The 18,332-nt window shown below is 31.8% G+C and carries 19 protein-coding genes; 6 read left to right on the plus strand and 13 right to left on the minus strand.

Annotated features, from left to right (window positions below):
• Positions 1 to 28: 28 nt before the first annotated feature.
• The 5 genes from CORI_RS09905 to CORI_RS09925 all read left to right on the plus strand — a co-directional run bounded on the left by CORI_RS09905 (position 29) and on the right by CORI_RS09925 (position 6,124).
• Positions 29 to 2,890: a TonB-dependent receptor plug domain-containing protein gene (locus CORI_RS09905; RefSeq protein WP_173031834.1), complete on the plus strand. Its 2,862-nt coding sequence runs from the start codon at positions 29 to 31 to the stop codon at positions 2,888 to 2,890.
• Positions 2,884 to 3,330: a TonB-system energizer ExbB gene (exbB, locus tag CORI_RS09910; RefSeq protein ID WP_254064925.1), complete on the plus strand. Its 447-nt coding sequence runs from the start codon at positions 2,884 to 2,886 to the stop codon at positions 3,328 to 3,330. Before CORI_RS09905 ends, exbB begins: the two co-directional genes overlap by 7 nt.
• Positions 3,314 to 3,703 (plus strand): biopolymer transporter ExbD, encoded by a 390-nt coding sequence (locus CORI_RS09915; protein WP_173031835.1) that lies wholly within the window; start codon positions 3,314 to 3,316, stop codon positions 3,701 to 3,703. The genes exbB and CORI_RS09915 overlap by 17 nt, the downstream gene beginning before the upstream one ends.
• On the plus strand, positions 3,700 to 4,479 hold the full coding sequence (locus CORI_RS09920) for an energy transducer TonB (protein ID WP_173031836.1): 780 nt from the start codon (positions 3,700 to 3,702) through the stop codon (positions 4,477 to 4,479). Before CORI_RS09915 ends, CORI_RS09920 begins: the two co-directional genes overlap by 4 nt.
• 1,399 nt (positions 4,480 to 5,878) lie before the next feature.
• On the plus strand, positions 5,879 to 6,124 hold the full coding sequence (locus CORI_RS09925) for a CPCC family cysteine-rich protein (RefSeq protein ID WP_173031837.1): 246 nt from the start codon (positions 5,879 to 5,881) through the stop codon (positions 6,122 to 6,124).
• A 179-nt stretch (positions 6,125 to 6,303) separates the two neighbouring features.
• Here CORI_RS09925 and CORI_RS09930 read toward each other — a convergent pair whose 3' ends face one another.
• Positions 6,304 to 8,280, minus strand: coding sequence for a response regulator (locus tag CORI_RS09930; protein WP_173031838.1), 1,977 nt, complete (start codon positions 8,278 to 8,280; stop codon positions 6,304 to 6,306).
• Between the two features lie 234 nt (positions 8,281 to 8,514).
• Between CORI_RS09930 and CORI_RS10755 the strand changes: the two genes are divergently transcribed.
• Positions 8,515 to 9,309 carry a hypothetical protein gene (locus CORI_RS10755; protein WP_254064926.1) on the plus strand — a complete coding sequence of 265 codons (795 nt, stop codon included), beginning with the start codon at positions 8,515 to 8,517 and terminating at the stop codon, positions 9,307 to 9,309.
• Positions 9,310 to 9,545: 236 nt separating this feature from the next.
• On the opposite strand, the gene CORI_RS10830 is transcribed toward CORI_RS10755, so the two are convergent.
• From CORI_RS10830 to CORI_RS09985, 12 genes are all read right to left on the minus strand, one after another.
• On the minus strand, positions 9,546 to 9,671 hold the full coding sequence (locus CORI_RS10830; RefSeq protein WP_301952203.1) for a hypothetical protein: 126 nt from the start codon (positions 9,669 to 9,671) through the stop codon (positions 9,546 to 9,548).
• Between the two features lie 315 nt (positions 9,672 to 9,986).
• Positions 9,987 to 12,113: an aminotransferase gene (locus CORI_RS09940; protein WP_173031839.1), complete on the minus strand. Its 2,127-nt coding sequence runs from the start codon at positions 12,111 to 12,113 to the stop codon at positions 9,987 to 9,989.
• Positions 12,114 to 12,269: 156 nt separating this feature from the next.
• Positions 12,270 to 12,614: a plasmid mobilization relaxosome protein MobC gene (gene mobC, locus CORI_RS09945; protein WP_173031840.1), complete on the minus strand. Its 345-nt coding sequence runs from the start codon at positions 12,612 to 12,614 to the stop codon at positions 12,270 to 12,272.
• 263 nt (positions 12,615 to 12,877) lie between these two features.
• The gene (locus tag CORI_RS09950; protein ID WP_173031841.1) at positions 12,878 to 13,399 is read right to left on the minus strand and encodes a hypothetical protein; all 522 of its coding nucleotides are present in this window, start codon (positions 13,397 to 13,399) and stop codon (positions 12,878 to 12,880) included.
• Positions 13,383 to 13,706, minus strand: coding sequence for a hypothetical protein (locus CORI_RS09955; RefSeq protein WP_173031842.1), 324 nt, complete (start codon positions 13,704 to 13,706; stop codon positions 13,383 to 13,385). The genes CORI_RS09950 and CORI_RS09955 overlap by 17 nt, the downstream gene beginning before the upstream one ends.
• Positions 13,703 to 13,930 carry a helix-turn-helix domain-containing protein gene (locus tag CORI_RS09960; protein WP_173031843.1) on the minus strand — a complete coding sequence of 76 codons (228 nt, stop codon included), beginning with the start codon at positions 13,928 to 13,930 and terminating at the stop codon, positions 13,703 to 13,705. Before CORI_RS09960 ends, CORI_RS09955 begins: the two co-directional genes overlap by 4 nt.
• Positions 13,931 to 14,220: 290 nt before the next feature.
• Entirely contained in the window at positions 14,221 to 15,093 is an 873-nt protein-coding gene (locus CORI_RS09965; protein WP_254064927.1) for a site-specific integrase, read from the minus strand.
• A gap of 53 nt (positions 15,094 to 15,146) precedes the next feature.
• Positions 15,147 to 15,470: an Arm DNA-binding domain-containing protein gene (locus tag CORI_RS10760; protein ID WP_254064928.1), complete on the minus strand. Its 324-nt coding sequence runs from the start codon at positions 15,468 to 15,470 to the stop codon at positions 15,147 to 15,149.
• Positions 15,471 to 16,065: 595 nt separating this feature from the next.
• On the minus strand, positions 16,066 to 17,085 hold the full coding sequence (locus CORI_RS09970) for a virulence RhuM family protein (protein ID WP_254064929.1): 1,020 nt from the start codon (positions 17,083 to 17,085) through the stop codon (positions 16,066 to 16,068).
• Positions 17,070 to 17,351, minus strand: coding sequence for a type II toxin-antitoxin system RelE/ParE family toxin (locus CORI_RS09975; protein WP_173031844.1), 282 nt, complete (start codon positions 17,349 to 17,351; stop codon positions 17,070 to 17,072). The genes CORI_RS09970 and CORI_RS09975 overlap by 16 nt, the downstream gene beginning before the upstream one ends.
• Positions 17,335 to 17,571, minus strand: a complete 237-nt coding sequence (locus CORI_RS09980) for a hypothetical protein (protein WP_173031845.1) — start codon at positions 17,569 to 17,571, stop codon at positions 17,335 to 17,337. The genes CORI_RS09975 and CORI_RS09980 overlap by 17 nt, the downstream gene beginning before the upstream one ends.
• A gap of 354 nt (positions 17,572 to 17,925) precedes the next feature.
• Positions 17,926 to 18,294, minus strand: a complete 369-nt coding sequence (locus tag CORI_RS09985) for a hypothetical protein (RefSeq protein WP_173031846.1) — start codon at positions 18,292 to 18,294, stop codon at positions 17,926 to 17,928.
• Between the last annotated feature and the right edge of the window lie 38 nt (positions 18,295 to 18,332).

The raw sequence follows: 18,332 nt of genomic DNA on the forward strand, positions 1-18,332 counted from the left end.
ATTTTCAATTTTAAAATGGAGATAAATTTTGAAAAATAGCAAACCGACTATTTATACAAAATTACAATTTTTAGCTGTTGGTTCATCATTATGTTGTTTAACTATAGGCGTATTTGCTAAAGATATTGAGCTTCAAGATTTAAATGTTACAGCAAAAGCTCCTGCAAAACCTATTACAAAAAATAGCAAATTTCAAAGTGGAAAAATTTTATCAAAAGATTCAATAAATTCTTTTGCTGGACCCAAAAAAGGACTAACGGATCTACTTAAAACGAATCCGAATGTAAGCTTTGCCAACAATCAATCAAATGCAAAAAACCAAGGAGAATTAGATCCTCAAGACATTAGCATTAATGGCGCAAGATTTTATCAGAATAGTTTTACAATAGATGGTATTAGTGTAAATAACGATTTAAATCCTGCCCAGCGTGTCTCCAATCAAAACAATGTCGAAGATGTCGGTAGTAGCGGCTCAAGAGGAATGATAGGTCATCCGCTTCCCGATATAGGCTCTGTTTCACAAGGAATAAATTTAGACCCAGGCTTAATTGAGACATTAAATGTTCATGATAGCTCAGTAAGTGCTAAATTCGGAGGTTTTCAGGGGGGAGTGATAGAAAGCAAAACACGAAATCCACGCAAAGGCTTTCATGGCAAGATTAGTAGCGCATATACAAGTGATTTAATGACAAAAGAAATTATTGACGAACAAGAAAAAGAAGCTTTTAACAATTCAACAAAAGCACTTTATCAACCTAAATTCAAAAAGAAAAAACATACATTAGAGCTTGAAGGCTATTTAACTGAAGATTTTGGACTCTTATTTAACTATACACGTCAAAACTCGATTATTCCACTTATCGCATACCATGAAAATTTTGCCTATTTTGCCGATGGCGAGCTAAAACGAAATCAAACACGTCAGAACGAGAATTTCTTCTTTAAGATAAAATATTTCCCAACTGATGAACTAACTATTACCCCAACTATCATCAAGGCTCCTAGTAGTGCAGTATATTATGACAATACATCCAAAAATAGCAAGCAAACTTTTCTCTCGGGCGGACTTATAGGTTCAATTGATGTCGGATATGAATTTGATGCTGGCAAATTTAATCAAGTATTCGGCTATTCAAACCTTACGGCTTCAAAAGATGCCGAACATGAATACTATAGACTTCCTGGTAGTAGCTTAAGAGAAAGAATACCTATGCCGGGCAGAGCCCTGCAAGAAAGAGTTCGAGTTTTTAAAACTGATGTTAATGAAGGTGGCTACGGAGATGTAACACAAGAGCAAAAAACACTCTCATACAAAGCAGATATTGAGTTGGAAAAGCAACTTTTGCTTAAACTTGATAATTTTGATATCGAACATACTTTTAGTGGAGGGTTTGAATTTAAAACTACTAAAGCAAAATATGACGTGAAAGAATTTAATGTTTATCAAAGTGCATACTCAAAAGTAGGCTACAACACAAAGACAGGTAAATTTAACGAATATATTACATCATGTCAAGATGACGAGGAGGCTTGCTTTATCGAAGACGATGTCTTAACTCCTATAAATAGAAATAAAGTCGAAAAACAAAGACGCGGATATTTTTATACCAAAAAAACGCAATACAAAGGAAAAATTGAAACAAAGGTTAATGAGTTTTCATTATATTTACAAGAAGAAATTCAAGCCAATAACCTTACAATAAGACCCGGAGTGCGATTTGAGACTGATACATACACAGGAGATTTACGCGTAGCACCGCGATTTGCTACTTCACTTGACATCGGCGATACTACTTTTAGTTTCGGACTCAACCGATACTATGGACGAGTTCCATACACTTTCGAGCTTAAAAACAATAGAGAAACTTTAGCCACTTACTATAAAAAGGAAGGTTTTAATACCGACGGTTCATATAACCCCGATAAATATAAATTTATAATAGACGAAAAAGAAAAAAATAAGAAAGGACGAATTTATAAAAAACTCAAAGTTCCGTATGATGACGAAATAGCGCTTGGTATATCTCAAGATATAGATAATTACAATATAGCCTTTAAATATATTCGCAGAAAAGGAAGGGATCAAATTTTTGATAGTTTAGCACTAAGCGAAGGTTTTAATAGAAGTGATTTTGAAAAAAATAATAACAAAAATAAATATACTGACTTTACAAAATTAAGAATTTATACAAATAAAGGTAAAAGCAAAAGTGATATCTACACTTTTGCGGTTAGCAATATTAAACCGATAAAACTTCCAAATTCGCTACATAAATTTGAACTTGGTTTTAATTATACTAAAAAACGATCAAATTCATTTGCATACAACTCATTTGTACAAGGTTTTACCGACGTACCTAAAATTTATAAGCCTAACGTTGATTATATTCCCAATTATGATTACATTAAACTTAACGGTAAATACATCAAACTAGAAGATGCTCCGGCAGAAGATTTTAGCAGAGACTGGGCACTCATGCTTAGTACTATTTCAATCTTTCATCAAATAAATATGACCGTCGGCAATACTTTTAAAATTCAAGCTCCTCTTAAACGGGTATACCCAGTTTATGTAAATAAAGTAGATAAAAACGGAAAAATTAAAAAAGAGCAAGAAACATCACTTTATAATGGCCATAAAGTCGGCTCATACGAAACACAAAAAGTATCCAATCCGTATTTTAATTGGGATATAAGAATCGGATTCGAGTTTAATATGCCGAAAAAATCACATTTTTTCATCAATCTTGACGTGCTAAATGTCTTAAGTAGAAAAAATAAAACAGGCGAACGAAATATTAACGAAGCGGATGGATCGTTAAATGCACAATATATCAACACGTACGAATCCGGTCGTCAGTACTGGATTGAAGGAGGATACAAATGGTAGAATTAATGGAATTTTTAAACCAATATATTGATTTAATCATATTTTGGATTTTAGGATTAATGAGTTTTGTGGTTGTTGCACTTGGTATTGAGCGAATGATATTTTTTATACGCTACAAACAAGACAGTTATACCGATATCACAGAACTTGAACTTGATGTTACTCGCAATCTAACAGCCATCGGAATAATCGGCTCAAATGCGCCTTATGTCGGACTCCTCGGTACTGTTTTGGGTATTATTATTACATTTTACAGCATGGGGCAAAGTGGCAATTTTGAAACTTCCACTATAATGACAGGTCTTTCGCTTGCACTTAAAGCAACTGCACTAGGTATAGCCGTAGCCATACCTAGTCTTGTTATTCACGGTTTTGCACTACGTTCCGCAGAAAAATGTATTAGTAAATTCAAAAAGAGTAATCATGGATATCAAAAATGACTTTAAACTAAATGTCGTACCACTTATTGATGTTATGCTTGTATTGCTTGCAATCGTATTAACGGCGGCAAGTTTTATTGAATATAGCAAGATAAACATAACTTTACCCGATTCTAATCCGAGCCTAGACAAAGAAGATTTACCAAAAGAGAAAATTGAGTTAACACTAGACGCAAACGGTGAAATAAGTATAAATGAACGTGTAATTGATATGGACGATTTACGTAACGAGTTAAATATATTACAAAAAGATCAATTTATACTATTTAAGGGTGACAAAGAAGCTCAATTTGGTAAATTTGTAGATATTTTACAACTTCTAAAAGAATTTGAGTTGCAAAATTTTTTAATCATGACACGATCAAAGACATGAAAAGAAATATAAATTTATTTGTAGCTTTTGTGATCTCAGCAATCTTGCACATTGCACTTATATTACTTTTTATCTTCAAAAGCATCTCTCACAATACAAATATTGCCAAAGAAAAGAGTAGCGAAGAAGCTTTCGGTATAAGTTTTGCACAAATTTCTGATGCAAATCAAAATAGTGATGCTTTGGCTAAAGAGACACCAAAAGTAGAACAGCAAACACAAGAAGTTCAGGATCAAAAAGAGATTGAGGTTAGAGAGGAAATTAAAGAAATTAAAAAAGAGATTAAAGAGATTAAAAAAGAAAAAAAAATTAAAAAACCTAAACCAAAGCCCCAAAAACCGACAGAGCAACCAAAAATTTCCAAAGAAAAACCTCAAGAAATCGAAGAAAAAAGAGAGCCAGCTGCGAAATCGCAACCAAATATAGCTGCAAATAACAACATAAACACTGCAGGCGGTACCACTCAAAGCGGTGTATCTACACCAGATCGACAAGGAGGTTCAAACTTAGATGGTGAAATTTATAAAGCGCTTAAAAAACATATGAGCTATCCCAAAAAAGCAATAGAGCAAGAAATTCAAGGGCGTGTTATAGTAGAATTTAAGCAAATTGACAACGAAAATTTTGAATATATACGCATTGTCCAAAGTAGCGGACACAAAGTACTAGACAATCATGCAATAAAAATTGTTAATAATGCTCGCTATTCACTTCCCGTAGAATCTTATAATATAAATATCAAAACCCCTATAGTATTTGATTTAAATGAAATTTGATTTAAAAATTTATCAACAACTAGAAACATCTATAATTATTTACAAGTCATTCAAAAGACTCTTGTTTTAATCAATAAAATAACAGAGTTTTAAAATACAAAAGAGGGGATTCAAACTGGTTCGCTTGAAAAAAATAAAGATATCGTGTTCATGAAAATGAGCTTGTTCTTATAAAGCGCCTTAACAAGCGATAAAACTTCTATCATTAGAGCTTTTGTGGATCTATATAAGATCTCAAACGATTGATTTGTACAAAAGGAATTAATATAAATTCTTAACAACATTAAAGAATAAAGAGGAGCTATATCTTATTATAGGCAAAAAATATTTTACATGATAATTTGATTACAAATAGTCTCTTATATCCAAATTTAAATTGTGACTTAAACATTATTTTTTTGTTTATTTAAAGAAGCTAAATTTGAAAAATTTAAGCATCAGCAAAACAATCGGAGATGACAACAATAAACTATCAGGCAGCAAAAATCAAGAGTAGCGTTTTTAAAGGCTATTATGAAAATTTTTATTTACTGCAAGCTCGTCACTAGATAGGGATAATAAAATACGATAGTTGATCTATTGTAGCATCTTAAACAAAATACTAAGCCATTGTTTTTGCACGAATAGTGATAATGAAAAACTAGCAAAGATAGGTGATAAAGAATATATAGATTAATAGAGTTCATTGCTAAAATGGTGGGTTAAGCTCACTCGAAAGTAATACTTAAATACCGATAAAATAGATATTTAAAACTTTAAGTTTCAGAAAGTCCCTTAATTAGTCCCTTATTTACTTTTTATTTTAAAACTATAGGTTCTTTATGTTTTGTATTATACCATATTCTGGTATATAAGAACTAAGATTTTTTATTTTATATAAAATCAGACATCTTTTTATAGTTATATTATTGTATTTTCATGTTATGTAACAAATGCACAAGGTTTTCATTGTAAGAGTGCTGAAAAATTCTGCTATAACTTTAAAAATGTTATTAATATTAAAAGAAAAATACGTCAAGGATAAAATTGTAAAAAATATAAGCATAGGTAAAATCAACTTTGCATTTACTTTATATATACTGCATGTTTTAGGAGTTAAAAATTAGAATTAGACTGCTCTTGGTTAATCACAAAAGAGCATATTGAATGTTAATATGCAATTAAGATTATCAAACTCAAGAATAGAAATATTGAGCATGTATTAAACGAACTTCAAAATTTCATCAAATTCATTAATAACAAAAGAAGGAGCATAGTTTTATTTGATACCGCTACTAATGAATTTGGTATAATAAATAAATATGCAAGTATTTTTACGTATTACATATCTAATCAAAAAATAAATTATTGACTAGATCAAGTAAAAAAATATGCACTATAATAAAAGAGGAGCTTAAATATGGTTAGATGTCCTTGCTGCGGATATCTAACCATAGTAGATAAAGAGGATAAGAATTTAATACAAGATGTTTGTCCTGTTTGTTTTTGGCAATATAATACGGAAGCCATAAATAACCCGAGTAAAATAATAGAGCCAAATATAGTATCTTTAAATGAGGCTAGACAAAACTATAAAGAGTATAAAGCTTCAAGCAAGCTAGGCTCTATAAATGCAAGAGAGCCTATGGATGATGAGTTGCTTTAAAAAAGCTTTTATCATATCATAATTATATTGTGAGGATGTAAAGCCTATATCCTCACTATTAAAATAAAAAGGACAAATTGACTTAGGTGCTTGACATAGTATCTTTGATTAACTTTTATACATGAATTTTAAAAAAAATAAGCAACAAATTCACTCTTTTATTTTTTTATTTCAATAATTCACACCCTCACATCCACTCTCTTATAGAATCTATCCTTCTCTTGTATCTGTTTATCATTGCTATTTAGAGTATGGTTAAGATATGAGATATTGTATAACTCATTTGAGCTTATTATGTTATTATCTGCTAGATGTATTAAAAACCTAACTTCATTATTTTTCATTATCTTGCTTATCGCTGTTGCTCCAAGCTCTTTTAAGCTTACAAATTTATCATCTTGTTTAATAGCTATGGTTTCAAAGTCAAGGCTGTTTAACTCTTCTTTACTCATATTCTTAGCTTCAAGGTTAATGCTAGCTCTTTTATCTCCTGAAGTATTTAATTTACCGGTATCCGTATATAGATCTCTTACGTCTATCTCCCTACCGCTATCAAATTTTAAAGTTATGGTTCCGTTACTATTCATTCTCATAGCTATTACGCTATCGCTATCGTTTAATGATAGTGCAGCCTTATTACTATCTGATTCAAAGGCTCTTTTTACTTTTTCTAAATTTGATATGCTAAATTCTAATCCCGTAGCTTTTTTAAACTCATTTTCCATAGCAAGCATATAAGATGATTTACTATCTTTTAGTTTAGATATTAGCTCATCTGCGTTTTGCACATCATAATCTTTTAAATTCTTACTTAGCCACTCTATATCTTTAGTATGAGCATCAAGCTCTTTATTGTAATCGTTATAAAACTTCATAAAGCTACTTCTTTGATATCTGGTGTATGAGAAGTCTTTATCTTTAGGAGTGTCTGATTCTATTATAGGATTAAACTCGCTAAGCTTTAGCTTTCCGTCAAATCCAACCTTTTCATAAGCAAAGTTATTAAATCCGCTATCTTTGTTAAATATGTTATTGTTTCTTAGATCTACCCATCCGTCTTTATCCGCATAGGTATTAAAGAACTTTTTAGTATCAGATCTATCTATTTTTTGGTATCTGGATTCAGCTGAAAATGTTGTGTAGGGGTTTGAAGAGTAGTAAGATATTCTATGATCTATATTTGTAGTATCTACAAAATTTCTCATATCGTTATTGGCAAGTGATTCGGAGTTAATGATATCTCTTCTTTTTTGATTCCAATTAACGACATCCTTATTTATAAATTTAGTTAGATCGATATCGGGTGCTACATCGCTTAAATTTGCTATCTTTTCATTTCCTTCTTTATCGTATCCTCTTGCCTTAAGCTTACTAAACAGCTTATCGCTTGAATTTAATATTCCGTCTGCGTTACTATCAAAGTTAAAAAGTAAAGCATTGCTGGTAAGCTTTCCTATGCCTAGCTTATCGTTATCTCCGTATAAATCTAAAAATACCTCTACGTCACCGTATTTAGTATGTAAAGTGCTTGATGAGGCGTAAGAATTTAAATTTGATGATTTGGTGTTTTCAAGATATCCGCTTTGATCTATGAAAGCCATGCTGATTGAGTGAGGGTCTGCGTTTATGCCTTGAAAGTATCTATTTCCCCTAAGAGAGCCATTGATATAAGCATTTGAAGTATCAACTCCGTATTTTTCCTTAATCTCTTTTAGTGCGTTATGATCGTTTAATACGCTATCCATTCTTTGCTCGTCTTTAACCGAATATCTTGAATTAAGATATGTAAAGTCATATTTGGCAAAGTCTCCGACCAAGGTAGGAGATGAGCGATAATAATAGTCTAAGCCGTTGTTTCTGTTAAGTATGTTGTTTGTATTGATATTTTTAAATGAGCCGTCTTTGTTTAAAGTATCGCTATAGTTAATATCCATAATATTATTTACACGAAATTTTGAGATAATACTGCTTGACTGAGCTCTTAAAAAGTCTTTTGCTCTATACTCTATTTGTGATTGTCTATTGAGGTATTCTGCCGAAGTCATGATCTCATCGCCAACCTTAACCGTTTCTTTTAAAGAGTGGTTTTTATTTGCTCTAGCTATATCTACATCAGGTAGTTTTAAAAATGAGACATTGTTTGAACTGCTTATCATTTAAATCCTTTTAAAAGACATTCAGGATATATCGACAAAATTTAAGATTTGTTTATGATGATTTCATACTTAATAGATATTTTAAATCAATACTAATGGTTATTACAGATTAAAAGACTTAAGAAAATTTAACATTAGCCGATATGAATACAGAGTGTTTTATAAATTTCAAAGGATTTTTTAAACAAACCTTTTATCCTTTGAAACAATTTTTAATGTTTAAAGGGTCACATGATGCAAATATCCAACCAAACGCCTACGATACCAATTGATATTAAAAAATACAGCAGAGAAAATATAGCAAAAGAGATAGGCTTTAAAGGTGAGTTAAAAGATTTCTTTATAAAAGAAGTAAACGGTATGGGTTCAGGTGACTTCTTAAGACTAAGCGATAAGGATAGAGCAAAGCTACATGATAGACTTGTGTATCCGCTTACCGGCTATACAAGAGGAGAGGAAGCTAAAGTTAGCATCTTTGGCAAGCTTATGGGATACGATCCTAATTTTAGTAGTGAAGAGATTAGGGATTTAAAAGATTTTATAGACGAGAGTAAATCTTTAGGTATAGAAAAAATACCTACGATGGCATTAAGAGATACTGTCTTTACTGTAAATGAGTTAATACAAACTTATGCCAGTCATCATCTTTTAGCTTTGGTTGATTTTAAAGGAACTAAGACTGCGGATTTGCTTGATTCTGATCTTAGTATAGATGAGTTTAAAGCTCAGTGGGCTAAACATACCTTGCAAGAGAGGTTTAACGTAGTATTATCCGATGAAGATGCTAAAAATTCTATAGAAATACTAAAAAAGCTTCAGAGCGAACAAGATAACGAGCCTAAAGCAAAAGAAAAAGAGAAGAAATTTAAACCTATGCAAGTAGTTAGTAAGATGGAAACTTACAAAGATGAAGCTACAAGCGAACTAAGAGAGCTATATGAATTTATAAAGCGTGAATTCGATAACGGAAAAAGCATATTCGGCATACTAGAAGCCGTTGCTAAAAGCAGAAAGGATATGCTAGTATAAACACTTACCTCAAAGGAATATTCTTTGCTTAAATCTTTTTAAGCTAATTAGAAAGGTTTAAGCTATGATATCTTCAAATTTAAATCACTCATATCAAAATTTAACTACTCAAAAGACAGATAAACCACATTAAATAAAAGTTACAACAGAAGTTTTTAAAGTAAAATCTTAAATTTAAAGGTTCATATTGTTTGGTGCTGTTTTGTGCATTTGCCACATAATAACTATAAATAGCATTACATACTTAAATCATCTATTTTGATCACATTTTGTCTTACTTCTCCTATCTTGTTCTCATTTTCTTCCAATATACTATCCACCTTAACTCTTTTATTTTGCTCCACACACATCTCCCACTCCATAAGTCCATTCCCCCTTAGCTCTTCTATCGATACATTATTTAGATATCCGATTTGTAATGTATTGCCCTTTTTTATGAACTTGTCAATAGAATAGTGCTCCTTAATATTCTCGATACCCTCTTTATCATCCCAATCGTTTAAATATCTTGTTATATTTGCGGCTATCCCTGCGTAGTTTATTTTTGTTACTTTTTCCCATAGTTTTTTGCCACCTATAGCAACTCTTGAGAAAAATTTAGATATCTCGTTAATATTTCTAGGGTTAAAACTTTCTAGCTTATTAGGCTTTAGGGCTAGTTTTTCAATGATTTCATCTCAGTATATTCTTTCGTCTATAGCCTGCTTAGCTTCATTAAATCTATCTACTAGATATATATAAGGCGTATAATGCTTATTTTTCTTAAAAAGATATGCGGTATTTTCTTGTTTAAAATACAGATGCCTTCCTTGCTTATTATGAAGTATAGTATTTTCGCCTTCTTTTATTAGTCTCGTACTTGAATCAAAGTAGCTCATAAGATCGTAAATAGGTACATTATCATATAGTCCTTGAAGACTCACTCTGGTTAGATATTTTTCATTATCTTTGGGTTCGTGCTGTAGAATTATGGCTTTTGCATGTCGATACTCTTTTAAAATTCCTTCAAACCCTTTTTGCTTAATAATCTCTTTCTCTTGTACTAATTCTATATCTTGTTCAGATTGTTTTATTATTTTACCGTTGTCTAAAACTTGACCCGGTACTATAATTAGCTCAGTATCTTTTTTAGGGGTATAGTAAAGTTGAGAAGGCGTTTTGTAAACTTCATCAACTTTGTCTTTTAATCCCAGAAACTTTGTTGTATTATCCATATATATCTTATATCCGGTAGTTTTATGTTTTAAATAGTCAAATGCATTGAGTGTTGGTATTAGAAGTCTAAACTTCTGCGTCTTTTTGTCCAAAAGATGAGAAGCCGAAGGGTAGATATATCCTTGAATACCTTTTGAGCTTAGAGTATTTACTGCATCACTTATTGTGAACTGTGGCTTTTTATTATCGCTATTATCTACATCATAAATTAGCAGAGGATTAACTCCTATTATATTCTCATTACTTCTCTCACCTCTCTCAAATACAGCCATTGATATAGCCGAATATGACTTTAGGGTACTTTCTAGATTAGAAGGCTCAATCTCTATCGTCTTCCATCCGTTAAGCGCTTGATACTTTGGTTTTTTATTTGTGCTGTCTGGCAGTATTTTAAAGTCATTGCTTACGCTGATCTTTATCTTATCACTTTGCGGTATTACAGTCTGTATTGATTTTTGATCGTTAAGAATAAGCGTAAGCTCATCTACGGCATCACTAAATCTCATATTTAACTGCTTAGTACAATAGTCTATAATGGTAAGGTTTCTTGTAGTTATGCTTCCGTCTTTGTTTTTAAAGTCGAAATTTACCCTATTGTTTTCTCCAGCCCTAAAAGCTCCTTTAGGTATTTTATATCTAGATATTAGAGTCGGCAGAAAAATATTTACATCTGTCTCTCTTAGCACTTTGGCAATATCTTTTTGAGTATTTTTAATCTTTTCTTCGTTCGCTTTTAAAAGCTCGTTAGAAACAATAGAAGACTTATCCTCTTTTAGCTCTTCTATTGATATATTTATCTCTTTGAAATTTATATCTTTTGAATTTGGTATTGTTATTATTGGTTCTTTTTCATTTTCGTGAGTAACAACACTTGGTCTTAGTTTGCCTTTTACTACTTTTCTAGCAGCTACTGCAAATTTCTCATACTCTTTTTCTTTCTCTTCTAATGAAAGTTTAAATTTCTTATACCTTTCATCTAAATTTTCTTGATCAACATAGCTTAGATCAAACTTATCGCACAATATCTCATCTACAAGCTTTTTAAATTTAATAGCACTTGCAGCAATCTGAGACTTATTTTTTGAATATATAATACCTCCGCTTGTTATCTGTCTACTATATTTCATGTTTTCCATAGATATTATTAAGTGTATATGCGGAATTCTTCCAATCATCTTTCCTTCATATTTTTCATTTAACTTGCTTGCGTTTTTTGATTTATCGTTTCTAGTTTGATATGGCTCACTCTGCAATATTGGCAGATGAGCTTCTGCGTAATATATCATCTCATCAATTTCATGATTTGGAAACTGAAGTCTAATATACTCTTTAAGAAGATCTTCAATCTTTCCTTCCGCTTCAAGTCTCTCCCACTCATCTCTTGTAAAACTTAACGAACAGTGGTAATAGTTATATTTTTTATTACTTTTATCAAGCTGACTCTCCTCGGACATCTTTATACTATCAAGATCTCCCATTATAGGAACTCTTCTATCCTTTTCATCTCTTTTATATTCCGAGTAATATGTCTCTCCTGTGGTTAAATACTCAGTTATCCCTTTTTGTCCTTTAGTTATTTGCGTTATCATATTTAACCTCGCATCATATAATCATAAATAGTAATTCATTTGTTGGTTTATTCACTCTATAAGCTATGCTCATAGAGTGAAATACTATCGGCGTCCGCCTTCTCTTACGCAGTCTGTCCATCAATTCGCTTACGCTCATTAATGGGGCCTAGACTGCTACTTTTTTATTGTTTGTTTTATGTTTTTATCTATAGCATAAAGACTCTCTAAAATTGCCATTGCAGTATTCTCACTCATGGTTTTTTGCTTCATTGCTGTGTTTGTCTGTTTGGCGATTTGATTTATGTTGTTAGCTATACCAAAAAACTGAAATCTCATCTCGTCATCTATTGTGTTATTTGATATTTTTTGAACCACTTTTGTATCTGAGTTCATAACGCTTTGACGAATATACTCAGACTTTGTAAGTCCTGATTTATTACATTTTAGAGCTAAAATTTCATCGAATTGTTTTGAAATTCTTATTTTAATTTCTCTGTCTTTTGTAAAACTATTCATCATATAATCTCCAAAAATATACTAAGGCTTAGGTTCCGTTTCGTAGCGTTAGCGTAGAAATGGACAAGCCGATAGTTTTTCTCTTTATGCAGGAGCATAGAGAAAAACAACACATATGAATTACGAAAAATAGTCAAGTTCATAATAAACTTGACTATTTTTGTAAGAAGCCCTCTGCAAGAGCCTGATATTGTGTGGAGGACGGACGTACCCACACATATGTATCAGGCTATTTATCCCATATATAAGAATTAATAGATTATTTTTCATTTTTGATAATCTGCTCTAGCTCTATTAATATCATTATTAAATAGACATAGGACAAATTTATTGAGATTAGAAGCCTGTTCTTTTTCTGTCTCTAAGTCTATTTTAAGATTCCTAATCTGCTCTTCTTGTTCCTGAATCTGAGAGCTGGTGGTTAAACTTTTGTACGCTATAGGTACTATCCAAAAAGATGCTAATATTAAAACTAGAACTACTCCTCCAAAAAATCCTGCAACAATGGTTGATATAGGTATAGCTTTTTTTATTGCTTGGCTTGTCTTAATGAAAGAATTTTGCGCCTTTACAATTTCGTCTTTAGCCACCATTATATTTTTAACTGAAGCATTCGTTTTTGCTTCTATATCATTCATTGTCTTAGCAACTTTATGATCTATCTCGTTAATTATTCTTTCTATCTCCTCTTGTGTTTTTTGGCTTCCTGAATTAAATTTTCTAAAACGAAATTTGCGCTTGCTGCCCCTTTGGTTAAGGATTGATTCGATATTATCGCCATGACTCAACCTCCTCTTGATTAGTACTATCATCACCTTCTGGTATCTGTGTTTTTTGTGTATCGTTATTTTGATCATCTGTTTTTGGACTTTGAATTTTTGAGCGATTTGCTTCATACTCTTCTTTCCATGTTTGTAACTCTTTTTCTGATACCTTTAAAGAGAGCTTGCTCTCTATGAACTCCTTGAGTTTTTTAAGGCTCATAGGTCTAGAAAAGAATATTTCAGAGTATTTTTCTTTGGCAATACGCCTAGAGTCTAAAGACAAAAAATCTTCAAGCTCTCTCTCAAGTTGTTCTTTACTATATTTTTTCATTTAGAATCCTTTGTCTGTTTTAAATTTTTTGTATCGATTCTTTCATTATCTTCCAGCCATTGTTTTATTGAGTCACGTTTATATAGTATATTGCGCCCAATCTTGACAAAAGGCAACTTCGGTCCCTTGTTTTTAGACATTCTCCATTTAGCTAGAGTATTCTTACTTACGCCTATAATCTCTGCTACCTCGTTATCTTTTGCATAAATTTCTTTTAAAGTCATATGACTCCTTTAATTTTTATTTGCTTCAATTGTATTATTTTTATTTCCAGGAATCCTTAAATAAAGAGTAGCATATAGTAACATTTGTAGTAAAATTTGATAAAATTTATATATATTTAAGGAAATATAAAGTCAACTAAATGTATAATAGCTATGTATAATATAAATTTTAAGTAATATTATAGTTACAATTTAAGCAAGTATTTTTAGTGAAGTAAAGCCCTAAAATTCGGCTTTACTATTAAAGCTTGTATGATTTTATTGATAATTTTAATCTTTTGCTGATCATGCTATAAATTAAGCAAATAGTCGCTGTACCACTGCATTAGCTTGTGTTTTTGCTCCAAAGTTGCTTTTTCTCTCTCATATGCATATTTTATCTGATTGGACTCTTTATGTGCTAAAACACTCTCGATAGCTTCTTCTGTAATTCCTAATTTATAAAGCTCTGCTTTATTTATAGAACATATTGTGCGAGAAGTTGCTCTAAATCCATGAGAAGTAGCAACACCTTTATATTTGTCTTTTTCTCTTATATTTCTTATCGCCTTGCTTATAGCGTCTCTATGAATATGCCCATCCTTATTTAGACTTGGAAATACAAATTTCATATCTCCGCTAAAAAGTTGCTGCTCTTTTAGAATAGCAATTACTTGCTTGCTTAGTGTAACTTTATGTATAAACCCTGTCTTCATCTCATTTGCTTGTATAGTCCATACTGCGTTTTGCATATCAATATCAGCCCATTTTGCTTGGGCTGTATTAATAGGACGGTTGACGCATAGAATTTGAAGATAGATGGCGCGCTTAGTTTGAAGTTGCATTTTATTGTCTAATTTTAGGTCTTTTAAGAACTCTCTTATCTCATCATCCGTAGTTAGCGCAGCATATCTTGTGTCTATTTGGTTCTTTAAGTTAAAACGACTTGAGGTTGGAAATTCTTTTTCAAGCCCAAAGCTTGGATCATGATCTATATACCTATCTTTAATAGCCATAGAAAAAACATTATGCAGGTGGTTTATAAGACGGTGTATTGTTTCAAGACGACTTGTTTTAGGATTACTTGGGTTAAAAATAGCATTAAATACTTCTAAAAGTTCACTATATTTTATATTTTTTACATCTCTATCTCCAAATTTAGGCAAAATATAAAGACTATTCATCTGAATTATCTTTTTTAGATATGTCTGACTAATTCCGTTTTTCTGTTTTTGCTCTATGTATAATTAAATAGACTTTTAAATTTATACTTATCATTCTTCCCTTTAATAGTATATATATCCTTGCCACTTTCAAGCTCTTTTAGGAGTTTTACGGCATCCATCCTTGCTTCGCTTACACTATAAATGCCTTCTCTAAACTCACCTATTGTAATCGACTTATCATCCTTTGTTCTTATAAAGAATGTTTTCTTACCACTTGGATTAAGCCATAGATATAACTCTTTGGGATTTCCTATTACTATTTTCTTTTTGGATTTTGGAGGTTGCAGTTTTCTAATATCTTTATCTTGAAGATTTGCCTTGGAGATGTTTGCCATTTAATTCCTTTCGTTTCTATGTTTTCTTATGTTTTTTACAAAAGTCCCAGAATTAAAAAAAGTCCCTTAATTAGTTCCTGAATTAATCAGAAACAATTATGGCACAAAGAGTAATCAAAGCAACTAATTGAAAAGCAAAAACACTGCAAAGCCCTAAAATAGGGAATTAAACAGAATTAAAAGGAAGGGAATAAAACTTAAAGAAAGTTTAAATGGTGGAGTTAAGCGATACCATAATATGCTACTTAAATAACGTATTTATCGTTATTCTAAAGCATTAAATACTATTACATATTCGATAACATACTCAATAAATAAGACGTAAATCTAGAAAAATATTAATTATTTTTTTTAAGAAAATCAATGTAAAAAAATGAGTTATGAAAAGTTTAGTTTTCAATATAAAGTATTTGTAATTCCCTATTTAAGGGCTTTTTGTTTAGTAAAAATACCTGTTTTTAAGTTTCGTTAGCTTAAAGTAGGTGTTTTGGTTTAAGATTTGATATGTTTCACAACTTTTTTAGCTCGAAACTTAATTAAGGTTCAAATGTGAAACCTCATCATTTTTTAGTTTCACGCTTCGTTACAATAGGCTTTATTTTTTGCCTTTGGCAACTATTCGCTTTACTTCATCTTTAAAGCTCTCGTCTTGCTTGAGTTCTTTAAATTTTGTATATTCCAATTCTGCTTTAGCTTTTGCATTATCCGAGCTAAATTTACCAAAACCTTTTAAAATTTCATAGCCGTTAAAAGTTAAAAAGCCGTCTAGCTTTAAATCCCAATCGCTCATCGTGATTAATACTCCTTGCTCTGCTTGAGTTTCTACATAATCAAGCAGCATGCCCGTTAATCTGTTGAGTTTACTTATTTCGTTTTCGTATAAATAATTTTTAGCTACGGCTACATCCGATTTTATAGGCTCTTTGCCTCTACTGCTTCCGCTCCAAGTCGTTAAGCCCATATTCGGCTTTGTATGATCTGCACGCTCTTTGATAATCTCTGCCGATGTCTTTTTAGTTACTGCATATTCTAATTTATTCTGGATATTAGCAAAGAAATTTTTAGCCGTCTGTGATGTTTTATCGTAGTCTGCACTTAGTGCGAATAAATCCTTGACTTTTTCATAAAATAACTTTTCACTAGCCCTTATGGCTCGTATGCGTTCTAATAATTCTTTGAAGTAATCTTTATTGAATACGTTGTTACCTTGCTTTAGCCTCTCATCGTCAAGCACAAAGCCTTTAATGATGTATTCTTTTAACGTGCCGGTAGCCCACTTCCTAAACTGTGTTGCTTTTGCGCTGTTTATACGATAGCCTACTGCAATAATCATATCAAGATTGTAATGCTTAACACCGATTGTAGTCCCATCAGGTCGCACATGTGAAAAAATTGCACTTGTGCTTTTTTCATCTAATTCGCCATCCGAGTATATGTTTCCTATGTGTTTTGTTACGTTGGTTCTATCAACTTCAAAAATATCAGCTATCTGTTTTTGATTTAGCCATATTGTCTCGTTTTCTCTGTCGGCTAATATTTGAATATTGACTTTATTATCGCCCGTTGAATAAATAATAAAATTTTGCTCTTTAGTGTCTATCATTGCACTTCCCATTTATTGGCTTTGTAAATGCCTAATATCAAAATCTCATCATTGTTTATCAGGTATGGAATAACATAGCCTTTAAAGATTAAATCCCTTGCATTATCACGCTTAACCTTTTGGCTTGGTCTGTGTGCGTTTGGCAGCTCTTTTAATCCAAAGCACCTATCCATAAGCTCATCAACGAAATTAACCGCCCTTGCTTCGCTATCAAGCTTGATAAAGTCGCTTATTGTATTAAGTTCATCAAAGAAACGCTCTTTAAATTTTACTTGCATAAGTTCCGCTCTTGATCTTGCTTGCAATACCCAAAGCTTCTGTTTCATTGATAAGCCCGATACCTCTTAAAGCTTCATCTGCTCTTTTTTCATATTCAGCCAATAAAGGGTCATCATCTAAGCTTATTTTGACATTATCGCACTTGGCTAGGGTTAATAATACCTCTTTGGCTTTTGCTATGAAGTCGCTATTATCAGTTGTAAGTGTTAGAGTATTCATACTAGCCCCTTTGTCGTTTGTCATATTCTAACCACTCCACACTTAGAAAAATATTAGCTCTCTAGCGTTCAAAAATGGCGTTCATTTTGCTGCTCATTTTGTTATTACTGCATTATCTTGGCTTCGATATTATCGTGCTTTGCTTTGCTTGTGATTGCTCATTTTAGTGTTCATTTCTTTGTATGCTATTTAGTGGTCATTATTGCGGTCATTTTTTAACCGCTACTCTTTTAAAAATATGTTTTTATGGTGCTTCCCTTATCTATCTTTTAAAAGCCGTTCGGGTCTTTTACCCTTTAAAGGTAAAACAGGCTTAATCGATGGGGTCTTTACTGCTGACCCCACCTGTTAAACCTATTCAGCTTTATTGTATGTGTATTCCATCTCGTTTAGGTCATAGCCAAACATATTAGCAATAAAGTCTTTTATTCTATCTCTTAGAATGTCGCACTGAAAATAAAAGGCTTCATCAAAGCTTGCCATGTCCTCTTTGTCTTGGCAGTCTTTCATATTTACCTCATTTAGCTTTAAAAGTTCTTTTTGTGCCTCTAGTTCATCAATAAACTGCTTTGCTCTAATAAATACTGCCTCAAATGGTGTGTTATCGCCTTGCTCGGCTCTTGCTTTGATGTGTCTAGCTTTTGCCATTGCCGGAGTATCTAGTCCTTTATTGCTAGCTTTTAAAATTTCCTTACTTGTCTGATAAAAATGCTCTCTACTCATCGCTTACCCTTTAAATGATCTAACAAAGACAATAAAGT

Origin of the sequence: Campylobacter sp. CCUG 57310 (genome assembly GCF_013201975.1) — a bacterium.
Taxonomy (GTDB): domain Bacteria; phylum Campylobacterota; class Campylobacteria; order Campylobacterales; family Campylobacteraceae; genus Campylobacter_A; species Campylobacter_A canis.

Bases quoted from the DNA above. Each gene is read 5' to 3' on its own strand.
- exbB (WP_254064925.1), top strand. From the start codon at position 2,884: ATGGTAGAATTAATGGAATTTTTAAACCAATATATTGATTTAATCATA.
- CORI_RS09915 (WP_173031835.1), top strand. From the start codon at position 3,314: ATGGATATCAAAAATGACTTTAAACTAAATGTCGTACCACTTATTGAT.
- CORI_RS09920 (WP_173031836.1), top strand. From the start codon at position 3,700: ATGAAAAGAAATATAAATTTATTTGTAGCTTTTGTGATCTCAGCAATC.
- CORI_RS09925 (WP_173031837.1), top strand. From the start codon at position 5,879: ATGGTTAGATGTCCTTGCTGCGGATATCTAACCATAGTAGATAAAGAG.
- CORI_RS09930 (WP_173031838.1), bottom strand. From the start codon at position 8,280: ATGATAAGCAGTTCAAACAATGTCTCATTTTTAAAACTACCTGATGTA.
- CORI_RS10755 (WP_254064926.1), top strand. From the start codon at position 8,515: ATGCAAATATCCAACCAAACGCCTACGATACCAATTGATATTAAAAAA.
- CORI_RS10830 (WP_301952203.1), bottom strand. From the start codon at position 9,671: ATGGAGTGGGAGATGTGTGTGGAGCAAAATAAAAGAGTTAAGGTGGAT.
- CORI_RS09940 (WP_173031839.1), bottom strand. From the start codon at position 12,113: ATGATAACGCAAATAACTAAAGGACAAAAAGGGATAACTGAGTATTTA.
- mobC (WP_173031840.1), bottom strand. From the start codon at position 12,614: ATGATGAATAGTTTTACAAAAGACAGAGAAATTAAAATAAGAATTTCA.
- CORI_RS09955 (WP_173031842.1), bottom strand. From the start codon at position 13,706: ATGAAAAAATATAGTAAAGAACAACTTGAGAGAGAGCTTGAAGATTTT.
- CORI_RS09960 (WP_173031843.1), bottom strand. From the start codon at position 13,930: ATGACTTTAAAAGAAATTTATGCAAAAGATAACGAGGTAGCAGAGATT.
- CORI_RS09965 (WP_254064927.1), bottom strand. From the start codon at position 15,093: ATGAATAGTCTTTATATTTTGCCTAAATTTGGAGATAGAGATGTAAAA.
- CORI_RS10760 (WP_254064928.1), bottom strand. From the start codon at position 15,470: ATGGCAAACATCTCCAAGGCAAATCTTCAAGATAAAGATATTAGAAAA.
- CORI_RS09970 (WP_254064929.1), bottom strand. From the start codon at position 17,085: ATGGGAAGTGCAATGATAGACACTAAAGAGCAAAATTTTATTATTTAT.
- CORI_RS09975 (WP_173031844.1), bottom strand. From the start codon at position 17,351: ATGCAAGTAAAATTTAAAGAGCGTTTCTTTGATGAACTTAATACAATA.
- CORI_RS09980 (WP_173031845.1), bottom strand. From the start codon at position 17,571: ATGAATACTCTAACACTTACAACTGATAATAGCGACTTCATAGCAAAA.
- CORI_RS09985 (WP_173031846.1), bottom strand. From the start codon at position 18,294: ATGAGTAGAGAGCATTTTTATCAGACAAGTAAGGAAATTTTAAAAGCT.